The 25935-nt window shown below is 39.3% G+C and carries 19 protein-coding genes and 2 pseudogenes; 13 read left to right on the top strand and 8 right to left on the bottom strand.

All coding sequences use genetic code 11. The features are described 5' to 3' along the window. Nucleotides 1–138: 138 nt before the first annotated feature. From RMX89_RS04905 to RMX89_RS04890, 4 genes are all read right to left on the bottom strand, one after another. Nucleotides 139–1524, bottom strand: a complete 1386-nt coding sequence (locus RMX89_RS04905; protein WP_322688126.1) for a thioester reductase domain-containing protein — start codon at nt 1522–1524, stop codon at nt 139–141. After that, entirely contained in the window at nt 1521–1832 is a 312-nt protein-coding gene (locus tag RMX89_RS04900) for an acyl carrier protein (RefSeq protein ID WP_322686840.1), read from the bottom strand. Before RMX89_RS04900 ends, RMX89_RS04905 begins: the two co-directional genes overlap by 4 nt. A gap of 49 nt (nt 1833–1881) precedes the next feature. Next, complete coding sequence (locus RMX89_RS04895; protein ID WP_322688125.1) at nt 1882–2811, bottom strand: acyl-CoA desaturase; 930 nt, start codon at nt 2809–2811, stop codon at nt 1882–1884. Nucleotides 2812–3094: 283 nt separating this feature from the next. After that, complete coding sequence (locus RMX89_RS04890; RefSeq protein WP_322688124.1) at nt 3095–4819, bottom strand: fatty acyl-AMP ligase; 1725 nt, start codon at nt 4817–4819, stop codon at nt 3095–3097. A 411-nt stretch (nt 4820–5230) separates the two neighbouring features. Between RMX89_RS04890 and RMX89_RS04885 the strand changes: the two genes are divergently transcribed. Continuing rightward, nucleotides 5231–5881, top strand: coding sequence for a sigma-70 family RNA polymerase sigma factor (locus tag RMX89_RS04885; protein ID WP_322688123.1), 651 nt, complete (start codon nt 5231–5233; stop codon nt 5879–5881). Between the two features lie 365 nt (nt 5882–6246). Here the strand turns inward: RMX89_RS04885 and RMX89_RS04880 are convergent, their stop codons facing one another. After that, nucleotides 6247–6918, bottom strand: coding sequence for a LuxR C-terminal-related transcriptional regulator (locus RMX89_RS04880; RefSeq protein WP_322671358.1), 672 nt, complete (start codon nt 6916–6918; stop codon nt 6247–6249). 100 nt (nt 6919–7018) lie between these two features. Here RMX89_RS04880 and RMX89_RS04875 point away from each other — a divergent pair, with 100 nt between their 5' ends. The 11 genes and pseudogenes from RMX89_RS04875 to RMX89_RS04825 all read left to right on the top strand — a co-directional run bounded on the left by RMX89_RS04875 (nt 7019) and on the right by RMX89_RS04825 (nt 20859). Next, nucleotides 7019–7675, top strand: coding sequence for a DUF3386 domain-containing protein (locus tag RMX89_RS04875; RefSeq protein ID WP_322686836.1), 657 nt, complete (start codon nt 7019–7021; stop codon nt 7673–7675). A 164-nt stretch (nt 7676–7839) separates the two neighbouring features. After that, nucleotides 7840–8349 carry a HugZ family protein gene (locus RMX89_RS04870; RefSeq protein ID WP_322688122.1) on the top strand — a complete coding sequence of 170 codons (510 nt, stop codon included), beginning with the start codon at nt 7840–7842 and terminating at the stop codon, nt 8347–8349. A gap of 258 nt (nt 8350–8607) precedes the next feature. Beyond that, complete coding sequence (locus RMX89_RS04865) at nt 8608–9492, top strand: alpha/beta hydrolase (RefSeq protein WP_322688121.1); 885 nt, start codon at nt 8608–8610, stop codon at nt 9490–9492. Between the two features lie 554 nt (nt 9493–10046). Then, entirely contained in the window at nt 10047–10832 is a 786-nt protein-coding gene (locus RMX89_RS04860; protein ID WP_322688120.1) for a hypothetical protein, read from the top strand. A gap of 5 nt (nt 10833–10837) precedes the next feature. Next, entirely contained in the window at nt 10838–11797 is a 960-nt protein-coding gene (locus tag RMX89_RS04855; RefSeq protein WP_322688119.1) for a DUF1822 family protein, read from the top strand. Nucleotides 11798–11817: 20 nt separating this feature from the next. Then, nucleotides 11818–14166, top strand: a complete 2349-nt coding sequence (locus tag RMX89_RS04850; RefSeq protein ID WP_322671364.1) for a CHASE2 domain-containing protein — start codon at nt 11818–11820, stop codon at nt 14164–14166. A 13-nt stretch (nt 14167–14179) separates the two neighbouring features. Further along, entirely contained in the window at nt 14180–14989 is an 810-nt protein-coding gene (locus RMX89_RS04845; RefSeq protein WP_322671365.1) for a DUF928 domain-containing protein, read from the top strand. A gap of 163 nt (nt 14990–15152) precedes the next feature. Then, the gene (locus tag RMX89_RS04840; protein ID WP_322671366.1) at nt 15153–17654 is read left to right on the top strand and encodes a filamentous hemagglutinin N-terminal domain-containing protein; all 2502 of its coding nucleotides are present in this window, start codon (nt 15153–15155) and stop codon (nt 17652–17654) included. After that, nucleotides 17644–17868, top strand: coding sequence for a hypothetical protein (locus RMX89_RS04835; protein WP_322688118.1), 225 nt, complete (start codon nt 17644–17646; stop codon nt 17866–17868). The genes RMX89_RS04840 and RMX89_RS04835 overlap by 11 nt, the downstream gene beginning before the upstream one ends. Further along, nucleotides 17853–18017: pseudogene (locus RMX89_RS04830) on the top strand (ShlB/FhaC/HecB family hemolysin secretion/activation protein); the annotation flags it as partial. The gene RMX89_RS04835 and the pseudogene RMX89_RS04830, both read left to right, overlap by 16 nt. 181 nt (nt 18018–18198) lie before the next feature. After that, nucleotides 18199–20859, top strand: coding sequence for a CHAT domain-containing protein (locus RMX89_RS04825; RefSeq protein WP_322688117.1), 2661 nt, complete (start codon nt 18199–18201; stop codon nt 20857–20859). 211 nt (nt 20860–21070) lie between these two features. Here RMX89_RS04825 and RMX89_RS04820 read toward each other — a convergent pair whose 3' ends face one another. The 3 genes and pseudogenes from RMX89_RS04820 to RMX89_RS04810 form a co-directional block, all read right to left on the bottom strand. Beyond that, nucleotides 21071–23803 carry a zinc-dependent metalloprotease gene (locus RMX89_RS04820; RefSeq protein ID WP_322688116.1) on the bottom strand — a complete coding sequence of 911 codons (2733 nt, stop codon included), beginning with the start codon at nt 23801–23803 and terminating at the stop codon, nt 21071–21073. A gap of 402 nt (nt 23804–24205) precedes the next feature. Further along, a pseudogene (locus tag RMX89_RS04815) lies at nt 24206–24613 on the bottom strand (Coq4 family protein); the annotation flags it as partial. A gap of 12 nt (nt 24614–24625) precedes the next feature. Beyond that, on the bottom strand, nt 24626–24805 hold the full coding sequence (locus tag RMX89_RS04810; RefSeq protein ID WP_322688115.1) for a hypothetical protein: 180 nt from the start codon (nt 24803–24805) through the stop codon (nt 24626–24628). Nucleotides 24806–25263: 458 nt separating this feature from the next. Here RMX89_RS04810 and RMX89_RS04805 point away from each other — a divergent pair, with 458 nt between their 5' ends. Further along, a complete protein-coding gene (locus RMX89_RS04805; RefSeq protein WP_322688114.1) occupies nt 25264–25659 on the top strand; it encodes a hypothetical protein in 396 nt (131 codons plus the stop codon). Nucleotides 25660–25935 lie beyond the last annotated feature (276 nt).

The raw sequence follows: 25935 nt of genomic DNA, 5'->3' as shown, positions 1-25935 counted from the left end.
TTTTATCTTAGTCATTGGTCAGTAAATATTTATCAGCTATGAGTCATTAGGAAAATTTTTTCTTTGAATTTACTTATATCTTCACAAATTTTTAGAATTAGCTATGTTTGGTAATCTGATATTTACCTAGTTTTAACTTTATGAAGCTGGTTCTAAATAACCACTACTAAGGAAATACGAAAAATATATTTTAAGTAAAGCAGTATCTACAGGAGGGCAAATAATCGCAGTTTCTCTCAGCGTATTAAGAGTTTCTTGACAACTAATTTTTGGTCTTATATTTTGTTGGTATAACTCAGGAATTGTGATTTCTTCTCGCCCCCATTGTTTGCAAAAGAAAGGAATTAGAGATGTTAAAACGTTTTGGTTTGTTCGCATAGTAGCAGACAACTGTTTTTGCCACTGTTGATAAGGAATGAGTTGGATAGAATAACCTAAAGAGCAAAGCCAAGCAAACAAATCTTGCCAATGGTAAGGATGAGGATTATTCAGATGATAGCACTTGCCGATCGCTTGCTTTTGTCTGGATAAATAAACAATTCCTTGGGCTACATAGTCAACTGGAGATAAATCTAAAAAATAGTCGAGTTGGGGCATACTACCCATCTGAATATAACCCTTAATCATCCGGCAAATAATATCATTGTTTTTCCAAATTCCGGTTTGACTATCCCCAGAGATAAAAGCTGACCGATAAATATTTATTGGCAATCCGCGATCGCGGGCTTCCATAACCAACTTCTCTGCTACCCATTTACTTTGAGAATATCCCAAATAAATATCTTCCCAATCAGATAGTGATTCGTTTTCATCGACTATTTTTTGGCAATAAGCTGATGACTCAAATACAGCAAAACTTGAAATGTAATGCAGGGATTTGGTTTTACTTTGGCAGGCTAATCGTAAAATTTCTTGTGTTCCTAAAACATTGCAAGGTTTCAATCGAGCATAGGAGTACACATAACTTAGTAATGCTCCACTATGATAAATACTGTCAATCTCATTTGCTAGTTTGCTAAATGTTGCTGTTGTCAAACCCAGTTGTGGCAGAGAAATATCACCCAAAACTGGTATAATTCTTGACTGGAAAGAACTATTCCACAAGTTGTAAAATTTTAAATTATTTTGCAATCTCCCTTGGGCAGTTTCAAGTTCGGATGCACGCACAAGACAATAAATTTTTGCTTGAGTTTGTTGTAATAGTTCGGATAGTAAAAAAGCCCCTAAAAAACCTGTTGCTCCGGTTAAAAAAATAGAAGTGGGTTCAGTTACCCATGAGGTAGCGGTATTTTCTGGATAAATAGTTGATTCTAAAACTGCTTCTGCGGATAAATCTATAAATTTTTCAATTTTTTGATGATTGTGAGTCATAAATTCCAGAATTTCAGCTTTCCGTTCGCTGAGAATTTTCTGAATTTCTGGAGATAATACTCCTTTCGGCGCACGCAGATGTAGTTTCCCATCTTGAGCCGATAACTTAATTCCTTGTTTATTAAGCCAATCAAAAAGTTGATAGAGATTCATAAGGTTATTTCCTCTATATCACCCAAATGTTGAGCTAAAGCTTCAATAGTTGGGTAATCAATTAGTAAATCCGGTTCTAACTGGCATTCCAGAAAATCACCCAGATCGCCAGTCAAACTGACTGCGGCACTAGAATCTAATCCGTAACTATGTAAAGGCAAAGTGACATCTATTTCATCTGAAGCTATTTCTAAAGCGGTAGCTAGATATGAAATTAACCAGGCTTGAATTTCTGCTACAGTAACCTTTGTTTTCAATACTTCTGAGGCTTTTAATGTGGAATCAATTTGTAAATTTTCAAGTTCCATTTTTTATTATTTGAAAGTTTTGTTAATTATTTTTAGCTAATTGAGAGTATTATTGTGAAATTTCATTCAGTTTTTTGAATTCAATTGCTTCTAAACTAGGATGCTTTACATCCCAAGCTAAACCTATAGCTTGTAAAGTAAAAATTACCCAGTATCCTGGATCTATTTGCCACCACTTTAAACCAAACTTTGCTGAGTTAGGAAAAGCATGATGGTTGTTGTGCCAACCTTCACCAAGGGTAAGAATCGCCAACCAAATGTTGTTTTTACTTTGGTCTATGTTTTTAAACAATCTTTTTCCATAAACATGACCTATAGAGTTAATAATGTAACCACTATTAAAGCTGAAAAAAAGTCTGAGCATTCCTCCCCAGATAAATCCTTGTAAAAAACCCAGCCAACTCCAAGTAATAATTCCCCCTAAAATCGCTGGAAGAATTAAACCTAAAATAATCCATATCCCATATAGTCGGTTGATTTTTTGATAAATAGGGTCTTGGAGTAAATCTTTAGCAAAAACAAGAGAATTGGGGAGTTCTCCATCTAATAACCAACCAAGATGGGCATACCACAAACCTTTGAGCCTCCCGCCAATTCCTTCACCGTGAAGATGAGGAGAATGGGGATCTCCAGGGCGATCGCTATATTGATGATGACATCGATGAACAGACACCCAAGAAATCACCGAACCTTGACCTGCCATAGAACCAAGAATAGCTAGAATAATGCCGATTACTGGTATACTTTTGAAAGTTTTGTGAGCAAAATATCGATGAAAGCCAACAGTAATTCCTATACCAGTCAGGATTAACATGAACAACAATAGACCTATTTTCCAAGCCGTAATACCTAATAGAAAAAAATCAGCTAAAGCCGCTAGACATCCAAATAAAGATATAAAAAAAATTCCTAAAATAAAACGTCGCTTAATGTTTTCTAAATAAATACTTGATACTGAAACTTTAAGTTGAGCGGACATTTTTTACCCCTAGCAATAAGTTTAAATATAAAGTCATAATCAATAAGTGAGTGGATTTAAACCCACCAAAACAAGACCACAAAATTGTTAATTTTATGGTGAATTTAAACCCATTTATACTCTTACTAAAAAGCAAGCTACATCCGTAAATCACGCAGAATTTAATTAGATAATTCTGGTGACTAACGTCCTTATTCTTTATTTCTGATTTATAAATTTATCTTTCAGAGTAAAATTGATATTACTATAAAAGCTGCGGAATGCAATGCATTTTTATAGTTATTTACATATCTATTATTTGTAAATTTCCAGATAAAAATGCCTCTCGACAAGCAAAGCGCTGAATTTTACCACTAGAAGTTTTAAGAAGACTGCCCGTTTTAACCAGTACTATAGTATTAATCTGTATCCCATCTTCGGTTGCAACTGCTTGGCGAACATTTCTAACTACCTCTTGAACATTTAGCTTATGCAAGTAAGTACGCTCGACTTCCTGAACTACTACCAATTTCTGTTCGCCGTTTAAATCTACTACAAATGCCGCACCAGAACCGACAACTAGAGCAGGATGGCTTTGTTGCACTGTCTGTTCAATATCTTGAGGATAATGGTTGCAACCTCTAATGATAATTAAATCTTTAATTCGGCCAGTTACGAACAACTCACCATGCTGTAAAAATCCTAAATCCCCAGTTCTGAGAAAGGGGCCTTCATCTGCTAGATAAGCATTAAAAGTTTGTTCTGTTAGGTCTCGTTGCTGCCAATATCCCATAGCTACGCTTGCACCCGATACCCAAATTTCTCCTACTTTACCCTCTGGACATGGGATTTGTAACTCAGGATCGACTATCGCTATTTTCTGGTCTAATCTTGCGTAACCACAACTAACCATTTTCTGAATATTTTCTGAAGTATTGACATCTGCAACTATCTGGTGTTTCTCTAATGCTGCTTTGTCAACTTGGCAAACACTAGGTAGAGATGTTTTCAAACCGCCAGAAACCAATAAAGTTGCTTCTGCCATACCATAACAGGGATAAAATGCTTCCTGCCGAAAACCACAAGACTTAAAAGCTGTTGCAAATCGTTCTAAAGTTTCTATACGAATAGGTTCTGCTCCATTAAAAGCTAATATCCAGTTACTCAAGTCAAGTTCTGCTTTTTGTTCTAAAGTAATTTTTTTTACACATAATTCGTAAGCAAAATTTGGCCCGCCACTGGTAGTTGCTTTGTAGCGAGAAATAGCTTGTAGCCAGCGCCAAGGTTTTTGGATAAATGCTACAGGTGACATTAAGATCGTAGGCGCACCAACATATAACGGTTGTAGCACTCCACCAATCAATCCCATGTCATGATAAGGTGGCAACCAAGACACTCCTAAACTATCTGGTGTGTCTTGAAAACAACTCTGGATTAGCTGACTGTTATGTAGCAAATTGCCATGCGTAATCATTACACCCTTTGGTATCCCTGTAGATCCGGAAGTGTATTGCAGAAAAGCCAGGGTGTCTGGTGAGGCTTGATAGGGGGTAAAATTTTCACTACTAAGGATATTGTTAGTAGTTATATAGTGCAAGTTGGGGAATTGTTGATTTTGACTTAGTTGATTGCTGATATTTGCAAATAAATCAGATGTGGTGAGAACAACTAGCGGTTGAGCATCTGCAATAATTGCCTCTAATCTAGACTGATGTTGATTCCGCCGGGGTGGATAAGCGGGAACTGCAATTATTCCAGCATATAAACAGCCAAAGAAGGCAGCAATAAAATCAAGTCCAGGTGGGTAGAGAAGTAAAGCGCGTACGCGTAGCGCGCCGTAGGCATCGCCAGGATTTATGATACTTTGTAGTTGAGATGCGATCGCCTTTGCTTGTTGGTCTAACTCTTTATAGGTAAGCTTGGCAACTTCTGTTTCTCCGTCTTGCAGAAAAATAAAAGATGTTTTATCTGGCTCAATCAAGGCTCTCGCTTTAACAATATCAATAAAATTGGCAATCTCCAGGTTCATCCCACGTAATTTTCTCAAGTATAAATATTAAAGAATTTACCAAATTATATTCAGAAAAAATACCAGCAATTCTAAATTTAAGGATTGATAAGGAATTCAGCTGACTTTTCACTGGATGTGGAACCCGGATTTGTCAGCGAACGCGAACGCCAACGGCATGGCAAAGCTTAGAGCGAGTCCGCGTACTCTGTAAGAGTTGCAAGTTAGCAAGAGCGTCTGTCTGCGACACGCTGTTCGCGAACGTAGAGAGCGTCCGCAGGAGACAGGAAGAAAGAGGATTTTAGCCTACTTTACTTTTATTAAAATAGTTTGATTTTTTCCACTCCTTCTACTTATCTTGAGGAAAGGTAATTCTTCGGGTGTTGTTATACGCAATACTAAGATATTCTTGCTTTCTTCGCCAAGATTGTCATGGTTCAATTCGATGAACAGCTACGCCGCTTAGTTACAGAAGCCTGTGGACACCAACCTGGAAGCCCTCAGCGTCAGAAGCTGCTCACGCAAATTATTCGCTTGACAGCAAATAGACTCTGGAGGGAAACTACTCCCTACTATCAAGACGCACTACAACAAACTTGGTTGTATTTCTGTCGCAATGTTTGTGAAGGTTTGACAGGTCAAATCTACGATCCAAATTATGGCAGTGTGATCACCTGGCTGAATGCTTACTTAAAACGGAGACTACAAGACTTTTACCTTAAGCAGAACCGAGAACAAGCCACAACAGTCCCTCTGAGAATTCGTCAGTCTACATCCGGTGGAACAAGTGAAACTATCGATCCTGTAGATAACCTACAGGCTACCCCCCAAGCACCTCCGATTTTGGAAGAGTTGGAGATATGGGCGAAGACAGATTCGGATGGGGAACTGCGCGGTACTTACATTAAAGGGCGTCCAGATGTGAATTGTCAGGTGTTAATTCTCAAACGCTTACCCCCAGAAGTTAGCTGGAAAGATTTATCTGAGGAATTTAGGTTGTCAATTCCGACATTAAGCAGTTTTTATCAACGCCAATGTTTACCGCGTTTGCGTAAGTTTGCAGAATTGGAGGGATTATTATGATCGATGCTGTTAGCGATGCTGAGATAACAGTTATCAGTTATAGCAAGGGACTGGGGACTGGGGACTGGGGACTGGGGACTGGGGACTGGGGACTGGGGACTGGGTGAAAAGCCTTTTTGTGTCTAAGTTTTATCGTCTGTTGATGTCCTAACCACCAAAGCTTGTGCTATATCAGCAAGAATCGGTTGGTAACTGGTCACTGGTCACTGTTCACTGTTCACAAGGACACGTAGTGCAAGAAAAAATACGTTCTTATTTCAACTATGGGGTTATACTCAGCACGGGCTAAACCTTAGCTATCCGCTAACAGCACTCAGCACTCAGCACTACTGACACCAATGAACTGCCTTCTGCCTCTACCTCCTTCAAGAAACTTGTATATCTTGTAGCTTTGCTACCATTTCTGCACGCGCCGAAACCTTCAACTTCCGAAACATTCTCTTCAAAGCTTGTTTGACGGAATTTTGCGTAATCCAAAGTTTTTCTCCAATTTCTGCATTCGTTAACCCCTGTGCCACTAACTCGGCAATTTCTAACTCACGCGCTGTCAAAGGACTAACTAAAAGGGAATTGGATATTTTGGGTTTTGTTCGTAGGGTTGCCATTTTTGCTGACAAATGAATGCATAAAGCGCTCAAGTCAGCTAAATCGTTACCATTAAAAGCAGGATTTCCCTTGTCACGTGCCAAGTTAAGGGTTCCGACAAGACGACCATCGCAAACAATTGGCCCGGTCATCACGTGTTCGTGGTCGGAACGGGAACAAAAATGCTTCCAGTCTCCTGGCGATAATAATAACTGTTCGTGGGCGGGAGCATGACGCTCAACTACATAGCGTCCCACTGGATTGCTCTCTAAGCATACTGCTGGAATGCCTGGAACATTAATCTCAGTGGTTGGTTGCTCATCTAGGAGATAAATACCCCAATTTTGCACGCCAAAATGCTCGCTAATTTTATCCGTGAGAGCGAGTCTTAACTCTTGCTCATTTTGGACATTAGCGATCGCCTGAAATACAGCGTGTAGAGAATTAGCCATAAGTGTACCCAGTTGGGGACTATCCAAGCCTCAACAATTACTTCTATGCTAATACCAAGGAAACTAAAACGCTAATTACAGTAGCGACTAGGAGAAGCACATGACAGTTACACAACTCTCTGCTCAGGAACTTTTCCGGGCTGCTTATGAAAACCGCTATACTTGGGACAAGAATTTCCCTGGTTATACTGCAAATATTACCTATAAGCATGATGGTAAAGTGTTTACAGGCAAAGTTATCATCAGTGCCAATCTCAAAGCCGAAGTTTTGGATGTAGATGATGAGTCAGCCCAGAAAGCAATTCATGGTCAAGCCTGGGAGATAGCAATTCACCGCGTCCGCCGCAGCTTTGAAGACACTCACAGCGCCAATACGTTTAGTTATGGTAAAACTGACGAAACAGGTGCGGTTGAGCTTTTAATGGGTGGTAAGGCTGAGGGCGATAAATACAAAGTCCGCAATAATGAAGTCTGCCATGTTCACCGTCTAATCCACGGGACTTACGTTACCATTGACACCTTCAGCAGTCACGATACCGGGGAAGGCTACTTGTCCCATACCTATGACTCTGTGTACCATGACCCCAAAACTGGGGAACAAAAGGGCGGTAGAAGCGAATTTATTGATGAGTATGAAAAAGTTGGTGACTATTTCATCCTAAATCGTCGGGAGATTCGCACCGAGACAGCAGGACAATTTTCTACTCAGGAATTTATTTTCTCTGACATTAAATTGTTGGAACCTGTTGCTGCTTAAGCTGTATTCTGTAAGTTAAAAATTAGCGATCGCTCTTGAGTTCAAGAAAGCGATCGCTTTTATTTTTTGGGCATTCCATGCGTAACTGTAGCTTTTCGTAGACATCGCTCAATCACGTTAAGATACTTAATTAGGTGTTCCTAATAAGCGTGGTAATCTACTTTATGAGTCAACTTGAAAACATTCAAGCTGAGTACGAAAAGTTCCCTGAAGCATTTGAGAGTGTAATTATTAGCACTGTGAGCGCACAAGCAATACCCAATGCTAGTTATGCTCCCTTTGTAATAGATGATTCCAAGAATATCTACATTTACGTTAGTGGTCTTTCGATTCACACCAAAAATCTCTATGCCAATCCTCATGTTAGTGTCTTGTTTATCGAGGATGAAGCTAAAAGTAATCTAATTTTTGCCCGTCGTCGTTTGAGTTTTGATTGTACGGCAACTTTGATAGAGCGTGAAACTGACAAGTGGAATCAAATTGTTGAGCAATTTCAAGAGCGGTTTGGTGAAATTATCGAAGTTTTGCGCGGCTTGTCTGACTTTCGGATTTTCCGATTAACTCCAAGTGAAGGTCGCTTTGTAGTTGGTTTTGGAGGAGCATATCATATTAGTGGCGATAACCTTCATCAACTTGTTCAAATCACAGGAGATGCCGAGAAAAAGCAAGGGTAAATGATGAATTATGAATTGCAAGAATTCAGCATCTAGGAGTCAGAATTTAGAATTTAGAAATAATCAAGTCTAATGGATACAGCGAATTTCAAGTTAGAGAGGTACACAATCTAAGTTTAAAAGCCAGGTTGAAAGCCTGTTTTACTTCGGAACTCAGAAGGACTGAATTCTGCTATATAACTATTCAGACAGATGTATTTTGACTCCTGAATTAGTTTGACTGTAGGCAAATTCAAATAAACTAAACTTTTTAATTTTATGCTTCAGTTTCAACCTCCTGGCTTTGGGCATAAAGTCATTCATACATTCTTGGGGGCAATGGTTTACTATACCCAAACGAATGCACCTTGGACGATTGCTGACACTGAAGATTTACCTCCACTACTATTTCTCCATAACTTTGGTGGGGGAGCGTCTGCCTATGAATGGTCTAAAGTTTACCCAGCTTTTGCCTCTAATTACCACATTTTAGCTCCCGATCTCATCGGCTGGGGAGAGTCGGCCCATCCAGTGCGGGATTATAAAATTAGGGATTATCTCAGCACGATCGCGGAGTTTATCATCCAAACTTGTCGCCAGCCGGTGACAGTGGTAGCCTCATCTCTTACAGCTGCTTTTGCTATTCGCCTAGCTATTGTTCAACCCAATTTATTCAAAGCACTGTTTTTGGTTTCCCCTTCTGGATTTGATGATTTTGGACAGGGTGCTGGACGCAGACTTCCGCTTTCGGTAATCAATGCGCCTCTGTTGGACAATTTTATTTACATGATTGGTGCTGAAAATGAAATTGCAGTCCGAAATTTTTTACAAAGTTTTCTCTTTGCTAAGTCACAACGAGTATCTCAAGAGATGGTGGAGGCTTATTTAACCTCAGCACAACAACCTAATGCCAAGTTTGCTGCTTTAGCATTTTTGCGAGGCGATCTTTACTTCGACTTGAGTTTATATATTCAACAACTAACAGTTCCCACCGTCATTTTTTGGGGAGAAAAAGCACAATTTACCAACATCAAATTAGGACAACGCTTGGCAAATTTAAATCCAAGAGCAATTCGAGATTTTTATGCGATCGCAGATACCGGAATATTACCTCATTTGGAAATACCAGAAGTTTTCATTGGTCTGTTGCAGCGGTATCTTTAAGAATTAGGAAAGATTTTCATAGTCAAATCATAGTCAATCTAAATACATGGCTCGATCGAGTGTATCAAAATTTCAAACGCGATTGAAAACACGTACATTTAATGCCTTAAAGATAAAATAAGTATTTATGGCTCGGTCGATTTCTACAGGCTAATAGCGATCGCCATTGTTGTTACGCATTCTGTGCCAGTAGTCTGGCTGGGATTAATCGTGATGAGTATTTGAAATTTCCTTTCGAGATCGAGCCTATACTTTTATCTTCAGTGAATAATCAGCTAGTTATGAAACAAGAAATTGTTCATCAATATTCTTTCTAAGTGCAATTCCTGATTATCATGTAAATTCTATAACGTAAAAAATACGATGCTCTTTTAACTAACATCGCAAACCTGACTATGACTGCCATACAAGAACATTGATAGTAATTGCAATAGTCATAATTTTTACATTATTTATATCTATGCAAGTACTATTCCAAAGTTTTCATAATTTTCTGATTTTTAACTGATATACAAATAAGGTCAAAATAATGCTTATAACTGTGCTGCTGTCTCGTGTCTACTGTACTTTTTTTGGTCAAAGCTTTTATGGACGATCGGGATGAACGCCTGCGCCAATTGATTGCAACAGTGTGCCAACACCCAGATGGCAGCCGAGAATGGCGAAAGGCTATGAGTCGGCTTCTGATTTTAATTCAGGGACTACCAGAATTTAGAAAATATTCAAGTATAGACTGCCCCGATTATTTTTTAGATGCCCTGAACCAAACTTTGGAGTGGTTCAGCCAAAATATTAGAAACTTTCAACCACGTACATCTTCAGTTGGAGATGATTTAATAAGATGGATCAAAAGCTACCTTTACTGGGGCATCAAAGATTTAAATTCACCATCTCCACCTTGGGGAAAAAAATTTCATTTGTCTTTGGATGAAAGCATTTTGAATTTTGATGCAGAAATAACAACTTGGTTGGAACGAGTATCAGAACAAGGACAACTATTAGGAACACCAGCAAATCCATATATTTTGAGTGGACTAGAAATTTATCTGGAAAATTTACAGCAGCAGTCACAACAACGTTTAGTAGACAACCTGGCAGTTTACATTGAGCAAGATCCAGACAAGCAACTACAAAATTGTTATCCTCGCAAACATCCCGAATGCAACTGTCAAGTACTAAGCCAAAGATTGCTGTTTATTTTTAAGAACCCACCAGATACACTTGCAGATATTGCTCGCGAGAGCCAAATCAATTACCAAACTCTGGTATCTCATTGGAAATTAAAAGCAATACCGCTCCTACAAAATGTTGTAATTCAACTTGAATATCAATCTAATTAACAATTATGAGTAGCACAGAAACGCTTTATTTAAAAATTCCACTTGGACGAGAAGCCCATGCGATCGCCCGCCAGTTTGCTCTTGAACAAACTACATCTCAAAAAGGTAAACAAATCTATTTGAATACACTAGCAATTTATACTGTTTACAGTTACTTGAAATGGTTGCAGATTGATACAGCTTTAGAGAAAAGTAATAGTTGGCATCCCCTAAAACGAGCTTTCTTTGATGTTACCGATTTAGTTATTCCTAACATTGGTAAGTTAGAGTGTGGCCCAGTTCGACCTGGAGAGACGGCAATTTACTTACCTCCCGAAGTGATGAAAAATCGGATTGGTTATGTAGCTGTCCAATTTAGCGAACGCCTTCAAGAAGCGGACTTGTTGGGATTTGTGAGAACAACTACTATTTCTATTACTTCAGAGCAAATATCATTAACAAGCCTTAAACCCCTTAATTTCCTTTTTGACTATATTCCTAACACTGTCACTCACCCTGCACTTAGGGCAAGCCAGATACAGGTGAACTTAAGTCAATGGTTCGAGAATCTATTTGAAAACAGTTGGAAGGCTTTAGAAGAAATTTTCGGCAATATAAATGAGAAAAAATTTGCTCTCAGAAATATTTCATCGTTGGGTGAAAATAGCGTAGCGAGAGCAAAAATCATAGATTTAGGACTACAACTGGGAAATCAATCACTAGTGCTGCTTGTAGCGATCGCACTATTCTCTCAACAGAAAGTAGAAATACTAGTACAAATACATCCTTTATCTGAAAAACTCTATTTGCCATCTAATCTGAAAATTAATTTATTCTCAGACGCAGGAAAAATTATTCAAGAAGTCGTATCACGAAGTAATGATAATTTTATTCAATTAAAAAGGTTTCGAGGGGATTTTGGAGAAAGCTTTCATATCCAAGTGTCTTATGGTAATTTCACAATCAAGGAAACTTTTGTCATCTGACACTTTTTTGTAGGAGTGTAATGAGTAAGTTAGTTGTCTTGAATTTAGGTAAGGGCGACCTCCATAAAGGTTTTCCTGATGTCACGGTTCAACTTGGGTTAATAAATGACCCACGTGCGATGGAATTTCGCGGAAGTTTACCACCAGCACCAGAAATTTCTCAACTTTATCGAAATTGGCAAATATTATATTCAGCTCTCTATCGTTACTATGGATGGTGGACACGTCTGGAAGTTGAAGATAATGACATAACAAATTTTTCGGAATTGGAATTTAACGATTTATGTCAGCAATTATCATCTAGAATCAATATTTGGCTCAATTGTGAGCAGTTTCGCAAAATCGACCAAAAATTACGTACGCAATTAAATCCAAATGAAGAAATTTGCTTTGTAATTGCAACTTCTGATAAATTACTACGACGACTTCCTTGGCATCTATGGAACTTTTTTGAAGATTATCCAAATGCTGAAGTCGCGCTTAGTCCCTTAGAACCACAAAGACTAAATAAAATATATACTCAAGAAAAAAAAGTTAAAATTTTAGCGATTTTTGGCAATAATCAAGGAATTGATATTAGTAAAGATAAGTATTTATTAGAGAAATTATCAAACCAAGCTCAAATAAATTTCTTAATTGAGCCACAACTCAAGGAGTTAAGTAACGAACTTTGGGGGAAAGGTTGGAATATTCTATTTTTTGCTGGACATAGTTCTAGTCAAGAAAGAGGAGTTCTGCAAATTAATCAAACAACAACAATTACTCTAGATAAATTAAAATATGGACTTAAGAAAGCAATTGAAAGCGGATTGCACTTAGCAATTTTCAATTCTTGCGATGGCTTAGGTTTAGCAGAAGCATTAGAGGATTTACACATTCCCCAAGTCATCGTTATGCGCGAACCAATCCCGGACTTAATAGCACAGGAATTTTTAAAACATTTTTTAGGTGAATTTTCTAGCGGACAATCACTATACTCTGCACTGCGCGAGGCGCGAAAAAGGCTCGAAGGAATAGAAGATAAATATCCTTGTGCAACTTGGTTGCCAGTAATTTGCCAAAATCCCTTGTCAGCACCAATGATTTGGCAGTCGCACCGAAAGATGCTCACCACTAAGAGTGTTTTAGTAATATTGCTAACAAGCTTGTTGATAACAAGTTTAGTCATGGGAGTGCGGTATGGGGGTTATCTGCAAACGTCAGAATTACAGGCTTTTGACCATTTTATGCAGTTGCGATCGCATTTTGTCACCGAAAAACCTGACGAGCGGATTTTAATTATCACAGTTGATGAAGCAGATATTCAATACCAACTCAATAAAGGAATGCAAATGCGATGGTCATTATCTGACCAAGCCCTTGCTTTATTATTAGATAAATTAAATAAATACCAACCACGAACTATCGGTTTAGATATTTATCGTGATGGTAGTGTAGATCCAAAATACTCAAAATTAGCTACTCGTTTTCAAAAGGATAATCGTTTATTTTTTGTATGCAAAGTTCCTACTACTGGTGATGATGGGGATAGTGATGGTATTCCGCCACCTTCTGGAGTTTCAATAGAACGCTTAAGTTTTAGTGATTTTGTTGCAGATGAAGATGATCTTGCTCGTCGCCAGCTTTTAAATTTGACTCCTCCCCCAACATCTCCCTGTTCTACAGAAGACGCTTTTAATCTCAAACTAGCACTTCATTATTTAAAGAAAGAAGGTAAAACATCAAGTGTTACAAAATCAGGTTATTTACAAATTGGTGATATTGTGTTTCAGCAATTAAACGAACACACTAGCGGTTATCAAAAAGTAGATGCATCCGGTTATCAAATCTTGTTGAATTATCGTTCTCTTGACTCTGTGGAAAAAATTGCCGAGCAAGTTAGTTTGAGAGATGTGTTAAATGAAAAAATCTCATTAGAAACAGTTCAATCACTCAAAGACCGCATTATTCTGATTGGTCTTTCTGCCCTCACCAATACAAATGATTATTGGAAAACACCTTTCAGTTCCAATGCCAAACCGAAGCAAAAGCAAACACCGGGGGTATTTGTACAGGCGCAGATGCTAAGTCAAATCCTCAGCGCAGTTTTAGATAACAGACCTTTATTGTGGTGGTGGTCTGGATGGGTAGAGGCACTTTGGATATGGGGATGGTCATTGGTAGGAGGTATTACAGCGTGGTATTATTCAAAACCTCTGCACCTGGGATTGGCGGTGATAGTCACACTTTTAACAGTATTTGGATTATGTTTTGGTATTTTTGCACTAGCTGGATGGGTGCCATTTATCCCCTCAGTATTAGCGTTACTAGCTACCCAAGTAATGGTAATCTCATGGTTTAGACGTTTGCATATTCATAAGAGAAAATAATTAAATTTTGATTATGATTAAAAAAAAATTACTTGACCAACCAATTCAACGCGCTTGCGTAATTTATTTGGTATTTATTGGTTTGATGAGTTCCTCGCAATCAGTGCAAGCACAACAGACAAATTCGATTCCAAACACTGTTAAAAATTCGCCTTCCCAATCCTCTCAGCAACCGAAATTGCCTAGAAACGGCGCACCCACAGGTCGGCGCAGAGCTGGGGCTGGGCGCACTGATTGTCCTAGCAATCTTACACGTCTGACAGCTTTAGTACCTGGTGATGCAGAAAAATCAGTCTTAGCATCAACAGTTGCAGAAAATCCAACTTTTTGGTTTTATATTCCCCAATTACCACAAACCACACGTTCTGGAGAATTTGTGTTACAAGTGCTAGATGGTAAAGATGTACAAAATGTCTATCGAACACCTCTTACTCTGTCTGGAAAACCAGGAGTTATCAGCATTACTTTGCCAGCACAACCGCAATATTCTTTAAAAGTAGATAAGAAATATCATTGGTACTTTCATATTTATTGCGGCGATGTACAAAAAACATCTGACAATTTTTATGTCGATGGGTTTGTGCAAAGGCAAGTTCTGACAGAGGCTCTTGATAGTCAGTTAAAGTCAGCAAAATCAAAAGAGTACATTGTTTATAATGCCAATAATATTTGGTACGATGCCCTAACTAATTTAGGTCAACAACGCCGCACCAATCCGCAGAATGCAACTCTTAATAAAGATTGGCTGGACTTATTAAATGCAGTTGGCTTGCAAGACATTGCTAAAGAGCCAATTGTAAAGGATTACAACTTGGAAAAATAAGACTAGTCACACGATGCAGTTACTGATTTACGTAATTGCGAATTGCGTTAGCGCAGCGTAAAGCCTTCGGCATGGCTTCGCTTAGAGCGAGTCTTCTCCCAAGGGGAGACGCCAAGGGCGAACGAGCGTCATTGCGAATTGCGAATTGTTGAATGGGGGTGCTATGTCAGGGATTCAAGATTGGCGGTGTTGGTGTAGTAGTTTGACGGTGGGAAGTGTTTTAATTACTTGCTTACAAAATAGAGTTTTTGCCCAAAAAATTACTCCAGATAACACCTTACCTAATAACTCTAGCGTTGCAAAAGAGGGTAATACCTTTAATATCACTGGAGGAACCCAAGCAGGAAGTAATTTGTTTCACAGCTTTAGCGAGTTTTCTGTACCTACTGGTGGCACTGCTTCTTTTAATAATGCTTTGGATATTCAAAATATCATTACTAGAGTCACAGGTGGGTCTATCTCGAATATCGATGGCTTAATTCGCGCTAACGGTAAAGCTAACCTATTTTTGCTTAATCCCAATGGCATTATCTTTGAAGTGAATGCACGATTAGATATTGGTGGTTCATTTTTAGCAACCACAGCCAGCAGTTTCAAATGGAGCGATGGTAGTACCTTCAGCGCCACCAATCCTCAACTTGCCTCTGAATTACTAGCAATCAATCCTTCGGCACTGTTTTTCAATCAACTGCAAGCAGCCAAAATTAAGAACAGGTCAACCACCGATGCCGGAAATAATCTTAAAGGGCTGAGAGTCCGAGATGCGCGAAGTTTGTTGTTAGTGGGTGGAGATATTATACTTGATGGTGGCTCCTTGAATGCTTTAGGTGGACTAGTAGAATTGGCAGGAGTCTCTGGTAATGGGACTGTGGGATTAAATGTTGATAGTCAAGACCTGAGTTTGAGTGTCCCTAATGGTGTACAAAGAGCCGATATTTCTTTGAGTCATGGCGTAGTGGATGTGAGTGCTGGTGGGGGAGGCTCAATTATAGTCAATGCTCGGAATTTAGATTTAAAACAACAAAGTCAACTTATTGCTGGGATTAAGTCAGGTTTGGGTACAGCAACGGCTACAGCAGGAGATATTAAAATTAATGCTACCGATACTGTTGCCTTGGATAACAGTCCCGTTAGGAGCAGAGTAGAAGAAAACGGGCAGGGCAAAGCCGGAGGTGTATCGATTACTACAGGCTCATTAGCAGTAACCAATGGTGCCCAAGTCAGTGCCAGTACGCTTGGAAAAGGGGATGCAGGCAGTGTCACCATTTTTGCTAGAAATACTGTCAAGTTTGATGGTGAAGATAAGTATGGATTTGACAGTGGGGCATACAGCCAAGTCAGACCTGGAGGAGAGGGCAAAGCCGGAGGTGTATCGATTACCACTGGCTCATTAGCAGTAACCAATGGTGCCCAACTGGGTGCCAGTACGTTTGCAAAAGGGGATGCAGGCAGTGTCAGCATTTTTGCTAGAAATACTGTCAAGTTTGATGGTGAAGATAAGAATGGAGTTAACAGTGGGGCATACAGCCAAGTCAACTTTGGAGCAGAGGGCAAAGCCGGAGGTGTATCGATTACCACTGGCTCACTAGAAGTAACCAATGGTGCCCAAATTGATGCCAGTACCTTTGGAAAAGGAGATGCAGGCAGTGTCAGCATTTTTGCTAACACTTTTGAAGCTAGCAATGGTGGTCAAGTATCTACCATAACTTCTGGTGAATTCCACGCTGGTAATATTACATTCCATGTCAAAGACAACATTACCCTCTCTGGTTTAAAAACTGGTCTATTTGCCAGTACCAGTGAAGGTTCTATTGGTAATGGCGGTAATATTATCATCGACCCCAGAATCATGACAATTCGAGATGGTGCTACAATTGCCGTTAACAGTCAGGGAGAAGGTATTGGTGGTAATATCCAACTGACCGCAGGCTTCCTCACACTAGATCGAGGCACAATCTCCGCCGCAACTCGTAGTAATACTGGTGGTAATATCACTCTCAACCTGCAAGAGTTATTATTACGCGATCGCAGTCAAATCACCACCAATGCTGGCGTTGATCAGTTTGGTGGTAATGGTGGCAATATCAAAATCACTGCCCCCAATGGTTTCATCCTCGCTGTGCCTAGTGAAAATAGTGACATCACTGCCAATGCTTTTACAGGCAGTGGTGGCAGAGTGGATATTCAAGCCACTGGCATTTATGGTATCGAGTTCCGTGAAAGTCCAACTGTGTTGAGTGACATCACTGCTAGTTCAGAATTTGGTACACAAGGCACTGTAGAACTCAACACCCCAGATGTTGACCCCAACAGTGGCTTAGTACAATTGCCAACAACACTAGTTGACACTCAGGTGGCTCAAGGCTGCTACAGTCCAGATTATGCTCAAAACCGATTTGTGATTGCTGGACGCGGCGGTTTACCACCCAATCCCCAAGACATTCTCACTCCTGATGTGCCTCAAATCGATTGGGTGTCTGTTAAACCTACTAACAACAATCGTTCCATACCACCTGTTAGCAGTACAACTATTTCCACTCCTAAACGCATTGTTGAAGCCACAGGTGCGACGCTAAACGCCAAAGGACAAATAGTCTTGAGTGCTAATTCATCTGCCGCCCCCTACACTTTCAGACACAACCCTATTCAGTGTCATGGTCGCTAAAGTTACTCATATTTTGATAGTGTCCTGCTTGCTGATGTTGTTCAACAGCCTGATAACTACACTCAGCAGGGCACAGACACTCAATCGCGTACAACCATCCCAAAACAATTCTGCTTCGCTTCGGCAACTTCCGCCACCGCAGGATGTCCAACCACCCTCACCCAAAACACCAACACCACCAACACTACCGCAACTTCCGCTACTAACACTCTAGCTTCTGTTGGTTTGGGTTTACGTTGGTTACAGGGTAATAACTTTACTGCTGGTGTTGAGTGGGGTATCCCTTTAGTTTCTGTTGATACTCAAAGCAATACATGGCAAGAAAACGGTTTATATTTTTTTGTACAATATAATCCGTTTTAATTTTACACAAAATTGCAGAGCTACAGAGAGTTATATCAGGTTTGTATTCTCACTAATTAGAAGGATTAAATATAGCAGGAGGCAGAAGGTAAAACTATTATTCCTAGCTTTCACGCTTTCAAAATGTCCTAAACTATGTGACTACGGCTATACTATTTAAGAAAGTAAGTTTTAAAATTATATGAAATTTTCCCAGCATTTTTTTATAGCATTATTGACTGTATTACTTTGTGCCTTTTTGCCATATTTTTTTGATTCATTTAATTATTTAACAGCAGCATTTGCAAAATCTAAAGTTGGATTTAATTCTGTTTTAGCAACTACACCTGCTGTTAACCCAACCCAGACTTCTAGCTTAGTACAGCAAAGTCAAGTACTTTATGAAGCAGGACAGTTTATAGAAGGGGTACAACTTCTCAAAAAAGCAGTAGCTGAATTTAAAGCTACTAATGATGTATTGAATGAAGCTATAGCTTTAAGCAATCTTTGTTTAGCCTATCAGCAATTAGGACAATGGCAAGAAGCAACTGAAGCTATTACACAAAGTATTAAACTATTACAAACTCTCAAAGATGCAAATTCTTCACAAATCTTAGCCCAAGCTTTAGATGTTCGAGGTGGACTGGAATTAGCACAGGGACAAACTGAAGCAGCCTTGGGTACTTGGCAATCAGCAGCTGAAATTTATCAACGCTTAGATCATATATCTGCACTGATTCACAATCGTGTTAATCAAACCCAAGCAATGCAAGCTTTGGGAAATTATCTCCAAGCAGATAAAACCTTAACCTCAGCCCAAGAAATTCTTAAAAACCAACCAGACTCTTCTGTTAAAGCTACAGGATTGTATAACTTAGGGAATGTCCGGCGAAGTTTGGGTTATTTAGACGATTCGCACAAAATTCTCGAAGAAAGTTATTTTGTGGCTAGACGAGTCAAAGATGCGATCGCTCAAAGTAATGCTTTACTGAGTTTAGGTAATACAGCCCGCGCTCAAATCTACGCTCAACTTAGTTTGGGTAACTCAAACAACGCCAAAGATTACACTCAAACAGCAATTCAATACTATCAACAGGCAGCGCAGATTGCATCAATTAAACCTACTGTACGTCTTTTGGCTCAACTAAATTTATTAAGACTATTGGTAGAGCAAAAGGAATTTAGCCAAGCAAAGGCATTATTACCTCAAATTCAGTCTCAGATAGACAGTTTACCTCCAAGTCGGACGGCTGTTAATTACCGAATTAACTTTGCCCAAAGTCTGAGCAAAATGACACAAAACTCAGTTCAGCCAAAAGATGTTGCTAAAATGCTAGCGCAAGTTGTCCAAATAGCTAAGAGTTTAAAAGATGAACGAACCGAGTCTTATGCCCTTGGTACTCTTGGTGGTTTGTACGAACAAAGCGGACAGCTAGCCGATGCTAATAGCCTTACACAACAAGCCTTGGTGAAAGCCGAGTCTGTTGATGCTCAAGACATTACTTATCAATGGCATTGGCAGATGGGACGGATACTGCAAAAGCAATCCGATATCCCAGCAGCAACAGCTGCTTATAATCAAGCTTATAATGCCCTCAAATCTCTTCGTAATGATTTAGTTGCGATTAATCCTGACGTACAATTTTCTTTCCGTGAAAGCGTAGAACCCGTATATCGACAGTACGTTGATTTACTGCTGCAACTTCCGGAAAATACTCTTCAAAAGCCAGATAATCTCGTTCAAGCCCGTCAGGTAATTGAATCTCTCCAGTTAGCAGAATTAGATAACTTCTTTCGTTCGCCCTGTTTGCTACCAAGAATTGACCTTGATAAATTAGTTGAAAAGCAAAAATCTACAGTAGTTATCTATCCAATTATTTTAGATAATCGACTGGAAATTATTACTAGGTTGCCAGGGCAAGATGCAATCTCCCGTCAAACAACTAAAGTCTCTAAAGATGTATTAGAAAACGTTGTAGAACAACTACAGAAATATTTACCCATTGCTAGTCGTGAGCCTAATGTTAAGCAGCATTCGCAACAGTTATATGATTGGTTAATTAAACCTATAGAATCAGATTTAGAAAATGCAGAGATCGCATCCATAGTGTTTGTGCTTGATGGTTCTTTGCGGAATATTCCAATGGCGATTCTTTATGATAAAAAACAGCAGAAATATCTGATAGAAAAGTATGCTGTTTCTTTAATGCCCGGACTACAACTCCTCGATCCTAAGCCTTTACATAACGTGCGGCGGCTAAACGCTTTAATTGCTGGGGTTGAGCAAGAACGCTTGATTGAAGGTAAATCATTTCCCAAACTCTCAAATGTCACACAGGAATTAAAACTAGTCCAATCTGAAGTCAAATCAACTAAAGAACTCTTAAATCAAGAGTTTACTATAGCTAATCTGCAAAAGCAAATTCAATCTACTTCCTTTTCAGTGGTGCATCTAGCTACTCATGGGCAATTTAGTTCAGATATTCAAGAAACCTATATTCTTATGTGGGATAAGTTACTCAGGGGTAGAGAGCTAGATAATTTACTTCGAGCTAGGGGTGAAAATCGACGAGGAACAATTGAATTACTCGTCCTTAGTGCCTGTAAAACTGCCACAGGAGACAAACGAGCTGCTTTGGGATTAGCTGGAGTAGCAGTACGGGCGGGCGCACGCAGTACCCTAGCAACTTTGTGGACAGTAGATGATGAATCTACTAGCGACTTTATGGGTGAATTATATCGACAATTGGATGCTGGAGTAACTAAAGCCCAAGCTCTGCAACGCGCCCAACTTGCGATTTTAGCTAAAGAAAATCGTCCATATTTTTGGGCCCCTTATGTTCTTCTGGGCAATTGGTTATAATTTTTGAAAAAATCTGCCAATCAATGTTTTCATAAAGAACGCGGTATCTTGAGGAAGTGGGGCATTGGGCATGGGACATGGAAACAAGAGAATAAGCAGGGGAGCAGAGGGCAAGAGAGACAAGGGGGACAAGGAGGAATTATTGAAACTCTCTTCTTTGTCTCCTTTGTCTCTTCTCCATGTCCAATGCCCAATGCCCAATTTATTATGTCTACCTAGAAAGTAATTGTGCGTTTAATGCTTTAGTAATGCGATCGCCAGAAGCTTCTAAGTGAGCTAAGGTGTAAACATCAAGGCTTTCGCCAAGTTGTTTGAGTTTGACATCAATGGCTTTTTGGAGTTGACGCAATTTATACCAAGCCAATGTCCGACCATCTTCAGGTGTATTAGTAGTACCCAACATCATCTGTAACAAAATATTCAGATGCTCCCGTTGCAATGAACGCCGGATGCTCGAAATTGGCTTTGGTTCTCCGGGGGCGAAAATTTCTGTCCAGATGCCTGTTTGCAGGGTGTCGAACAGTTCTGGTATGGAAAGCGCTTCTCCAGGCAGAGTTTTTAATTCTATATCTTGTAACCGATTTAGGCGATCGCTGTCTAATAGCGATCGCAATATCATACTTTGAAAACTCAAAATGCGATCGTGAATTGGATAATCAAGGCGGTTATTAGGTGCAGAACTACCCCAGTGTTCCCAACGCGACGGTGCTAGTTGATTGAGCAATTGTGGTGAAAAGCTGAAAGCATCATCTGCAAATACATATTCTTGCAATTTTGTCAATGCTTGACGTTGTTTTAAAAGTGAAACTGGTACAAATGCCCAAGCAGCATCATTACTGGTATGGAGACGCCGAAACGATTGTCCGCCAATGTATTTAGAAAGCAAAGTGGCATTCCGAAAATAATATTTAAGTACTCTATTAAACTGAAGGCGTAGGTTACTATAGCTTTTGTCTTTCGATAGATAACCCCGATCGAGACGCTGCCACATAAAACGAGCATTATCCATTTGCCACTGCGAATACAGTAGCACATCACTACTCATATCCCAGACATTTGCTAAAGGATTGATATCCCAGATATCTTCATCGCTTGCATAAGATAATTCTGGTTGAGGCGACGCTAGGGCAATCTGGTCTAAAAAACTTTTTTCTGATTCTGGAATAGTTACCTCCAGCGCTGTTGATGGAAATTTTTTATAACCATACTCAATTGCCCATTCGTCATAAGGCCCAATAACTTTTGGGAAATAGTCACCTTGCTGTACTCCCTGTGGTGCTATGTTCACAGGTACATAGTCCATCACCGAACCCACTAAACCTTTGGTGCGAGTGATTTCAGTATTATTTAATTCTTCTGGCGCTAACATGGTGCTGCCGTAAAAGTTGTGGCGCAAACCCAGAGTGTGCCCGACTTCGTGAGCGATGAGAGAACGCAAATATTGATGCACATACTCCTTCATCGTTTCACTACTAGATGTAGTGTTTGGCAACATTGACAACGCCAGCGCCCCCATAGCTGCTTGATTTGAAGATTCCATACCATAGCAGGACTCTGAGGAGAAAAAGTGAGCAGAGGAAGATGATGCAAATCTATCCAGGAATTTCCCCGCGTCTTCACGTCCTTTCGTTTTTTCTTGACATGAATTTGCTTCCATCAGTGCGTGATATTCTTGCTGAACTAAACGCACCATATTGGCATCCACAATGATATCTGCATCCAATATTTCCCCGGTAAATGGGTTGACGCGCATCGGCCCTTTGGCAAAACCTGCATCTAAAGAATTGAACCAGCGAATGGTGTTGTAATGTACATCTGCTGGTTTCCAATCAGCATCATCTGGCATTTGCTGCACTTCAATGGCATTTTGAAATCCAGCTTTTTCAAATGCTTTGTTCCACATCAAAACACCTTCACGAATCGCATCGCGGTATTCTAGTGGTACGGCATTTTCAATCCAATACACAATTGGTTTTGTGGGTGGAGATAAGGGAGCATCAGGATTGGATGGTTCTAGATGCCAGCGATTAATATAACGTACAAATGATTCGCGAGCATTATTTTTAGAGAAATCTTGGAAAGCAGTAGTAAAATATCCAACTCTGTCATCGGCAAGTCTGGGAATATAACCATTGTTTTCTCTCAGTTGAGAAAAACTGTAGTGTACCTTTAGAGTGAGTGCCCTGCTATCGGGTACAGCGATCAAATTTGAGCCTTCTAGTGATGAAAAACCGTAAATCGAATCAATCTCTACGTTTTCTGGGAAGCTGTTAACATCACCAAAATATGACTTACGTACATCTAAGCGGTAATCAGCTTGTAAAGAATATTTTAATAGAGGAGTTAATCCAGGTAAATCCTGCATTAGCAGTCCATTCAGGTCGAGCAGAATATTTTTACTTTTTGGATCGATAGTAGCTATTTCGAGTGAATAAAGGACTGAATCGCTAAATGAGCGAGCAAGCGATCGCTGTTCTGGTATACTATCTGTACGGAATTTTAAATTACGTACAACAAAATGCAATCTATTATTTACTCGTTGGAAGTAAAAGATAAAATCAGAGAGAGGTAATCCACTATAAACCCCACTTTCCCCAACCCCTGATTCCAATGTCACTATAGCTAGATAATCTTTATTTAGCTGCTCTGGCTTAAGTTCTAAGAAAACTTTTCCCAAATCCTCGCTGCAATAAAGTGTGAAAAGTCCCTCTAGTTTATCTACCTGATTAACAATCCCATTAAATCGGCAAAAATCCTCCTTTTTAATCTCAGCAATATTCTTGTCAGCACTTGCTACGTTTTCAACTACTGGCAGTGTATTTAATTGCTGTACATCAATATTAGAAGTATTTGAAAGTTGGGTTGCTCCTGCATAATCATTTGATAGAAACAAGTTAAACAGTAATACTATACAAAATACTAATTTCGTTATCCAGTATTTCATCCTTTGGCTTTCCACCTGAAGCAGTTATCGTGTTAAGGAAAAATGTGGATTAGTTTGTCATCTGCAAGTCCTTCAAATATCTAAGGACTACCATATAAATCCACTTAGTCAGATAAACAATGTCTCTAACCTAAAAGTCTGTAAATATTAATTGTTATTAGTAGCTCTTTAGGAATTACCCATTAAGTATTTATGTCTTAAAGCAGATAATTTTTACCGCTAAAGATATATGTTTTTTTTGCTTATATCTGTATTAAAAACCAAATGTAGCATTAAAAATGTATTTAGCGCTACATTTGACAGCCTAAGCAATATCAAGCATTTTTTATAAAAAAAGAGCAGGGCTTTTAAAAAAGCTGTTATTAAGCAAGTAAATCCTTTTTTCGGATGAATTGTGGAAATTTATGGTAATCTCAACTTTTTTCTCAGATGGTCAATTGGTTCTTCCCAATGGTCTTCAAAGCGGTAGCCCAACAGCAAATCAGCTTTCTTGCCTAGTTCTCGCCCTTTCTCCAGGTTGGCGAAAATCACTTTGATTTGTTGGGGAGCTAAAATTGGATAGAGCAATCTAGCCAAGCACAGACCGATTTGAAGTGATTTACTGTAGTTTTGTGTAGCAGCAAAAGCAAGTACACCAATTTCTCCTGCATAAGTGGTGTCAAAATCAAGTAAGACATGAAAAATATCATGGGTAACTAAATATCGCAGAGCAAATAGATTACGTTTGGCAACGTCTTCTAGTTTAGGACTGATGTTTAATGATTTTAGTTGATTTGCTTGCATATAGTTGGCATATTCTCGTCCAAAGGAGCCTTGAGGATATTAACTTAATTGGTTCAAATCAATTACGGGATAATATCCTACTATTGGTTGTAGTTTGGAAGCAACTGTTGGAGAAACTTTAGTACCAAAAAACTCGGATTTAAGAATGGCAATATCACCCAAATTTTCTGAGTTTTTATAAGCCAGAATTGCTTTGAGTTGTTGTAGTTTTTTGAGCATAATACTTTTCCGTAATGGGCTAACAACAGTTGAGAGAGAGCCAGGGGTAGACTTTGATACAAAATTATCTAACATCGAATAACTGTTAAGGACAAAGTTAGGTGAATATGCCAAATAACAGACTAGAAATCTTGACAGATAAAAATAAGAAACCCTTGTTGTGACTAGTTTTTATAAATACAGGTGTAGCTTTAGTTGACGAACGTAGACACAAAGAGGCTTCCCGCAGAGTAACCTAACACCAAGAATCCTTGCTTTTGTTGGGGGTTTCACTTTGTTCAACCCAATCTACAAATATTGTATTTTTTCAGATCCACAAAAGAGCGTAAATAAGTTCTCTCTTCCCCAGGGTTGAATAAGCCTTTCTTTTTTATAACTAAGATATGCCTTTTGCTAGAAGGATGATTGCCTTTTTATAGTTAGTCTTTACTAGTACTCCAAAAAATAAGTTAATTGGCATGATAAATTTGGTTTCTAGGACGATTAGTCACATCAGTTCCTTGCTTAAAGGACTTCAGATAAAAGGTTTTTTAGCTGTTGTCCTAGTTGGTTTTATAATGCTGACAACGAATGTTAGTGATGGGCAAAATGACAAGGGCTTAAAAGAGAGAGTTCGTGAACAGGTAGAGCAGAATGATGCTCAAAGACCGAAAACAGTAGGGCAGTGGTTTAAAGACGCTCGTGAAACAGAAGCTTCTCCTGGCGAACGACTTCAGAAGATTGGGCAACAGTCAGGAGAAGCCTTTAAAGAATTTGGATCTGGGTATGTAGAGGGCGCTCAAGAAACTGCTAGTGATGTAGGGGATAGTGCGGCAAAGGCGGGCAGAAATATCACAAACAAAGTTGCACGCTAAATGCGTCAGAATATCCTATTGGCAGCAAGTAGTAATAACTTTTCGCCAATAAATTAGTTACGCATAGAGACGTTGGTAATAAATCAACAAAGTCTTCAAATACTTCTTGGGTAACGCGCTTACTCTTCTTGATGAAAGATTATAGCGTTTCTCAGTTGCCTAAAATATAGGTCTTTAGTAGGGGCGCATAGTTAGCTATGCGCCCCTACTGCGTGTTGCATTCAAAATACCTCACCTCCATTCCTCTCCTACTTATACGGTGTAATTGTTATAACA

Source organism: Nostoc sp. DedSLP04, from assembly GCF_034530775.1.
Taxonomy (GTDB): domain Bacteria; phylum Cyanobacteriota; class Cyanobacteriia; order Cyanobacteriales; family Nostocaceae; genus Nostoc.
This window is presented reverse-complemented; position numbering and strand designations above follow the sequence as displayed.

What these genes read in the sequence shown, in the direction of transcription:
- RMX89_RS04905 (WP_322688126.1), bottom strand. Translation starts at nt 1,524, where the DNA reads ATGAATCTCTATCAACTTTTTGATTGGCTTAATAAACAAGGAATTAAG.
- RMX89_RS04900 (WP_322686840.1), bottom strand. Translation starts at nt 1,832, where the DNA reads ATGGAACTTGAAAATTTACAAATTGATTCCACATTAAAAGCCTCAGAA.
- RMX89_RS04895 (WP_322688125.1), bottom strand. Translation starts at nt 2,811, where the DNA reads ATGTCCGCTCAACTTAAAGTTTCAGTATCAAGTATTTATTTAGAAAAC.
- RMX89_RS04890 (WP_322688124.1), bottom strand. Translation starts at nt 4,819, where the DNA reads ATGAACCTGGAGATTGCCAATTTTATTGATATTGTTAAAGCGAGAGCC.
- RMX89_RS04885 (WP_322688123.1), top strand. Translation starts at nt 5,231, where the DNA reads ATGGTTCAATTCGATGAACAGCTACGCCGCTTAGTTACAGAAGCCTGT.
- RMX89_RS04880 (WP_322671358.1), bottom strand. Translation starts at nt 6,918, where the DNA reads ATGGCTAATTCTCTACACGCTGTATTTCAGGCGATCGCTAATGTCCAA.
- RMX89_RS04875 (WP_322686836.1), top strand. Translation starts at nt 7,019, where the DNA reads ATGACAGTTACACAACTCTCTGCTCAGGAACTTTTCCGGGCTGCTTAT.
- RMX89_RS04870 (WP_322688122.1), top strand. Translation starts at nt 7,840, where the DNA reads ATGAGTCAACTTGAAAACATTCAAGCTGAGTACGAAAAGTTCCCTGAA.
- RMX89_RS04865 (WP_322688121.1), top strand. Translation starts at nt 8,608, where the DNA reads ATGCTTCAGTTTCAACCTCCTGGCTTTGGGCATAAAGTCATTCATACA.
- RMX89_RS04855 (WP_322688119.1), top strand. Translation starts at nt 10,838, where the DNA reads ATGAGTAGCACAGAAACGCTTTATTTAAAAATTCCACTTGGACGAGAA.
- RMX89_RS04850 (WP_322671364.1), top strand. Translation starts at nt 11,818, where the DNA reads ATGAGTAAGTTAGTTGTCTTGAATTTAGGTAAGGGCGACCTCCATAAA.
- RMX89_RS04845 (WP_322671365.1), top strand. Translation starts at nt 14,180, where the DNA reads ATGATTAAAAAAAAATTACTTGACCAACCAATTCAACGCGCTTGCGTA.
- RMX89_RS04840 (WP_322671366.1), top strand. Translation starts at nt 15,153, where the DNA reads ATGTCAGGGATTCAAGATTGGCGGTGTTGGTGTAGTAGTTTGACGGTG.
- RMX89_RS04835 (WP_322688118.1), top strand. Translation starts at nt 17,644, where the DNA reads ATGGTCGCTAAAGTTACTCATATTTTGATAGTGTCCTGCTTGCTGATG.
- RMX89_RS04825 (WP_322688117.1), top strand. Translation starts at nt 18,199, where the DNA reads ATGAAATTTTCCCAGCATTTTTTTATAGCATTATTGACTGTATTACTT.
- RMX89_RS04820 (WP_322688116.1), bottom strand. Translation starts at nt 23,803, where the DNA reads ATGAAATACTGGATAACGAAATTAGTATTTTGTATAGTATTACTGTTT.
- RMX89_RS04810 (WP_322688115.1), bottom strand. Translation starts at nt 24,805, where the DNA reads ATGCTCAAAAAACTACAACAACTCAAAGCAATTCTGGCTTATAAAAAC.
- RMX89_RS04805 (WP_322688114.1), top strand. Translation starts at nt 25,264, where the DNA reads ATGATAAATTTGGTTTCTAGGACGATTAGTCACATCAGTTCCTTGCTT.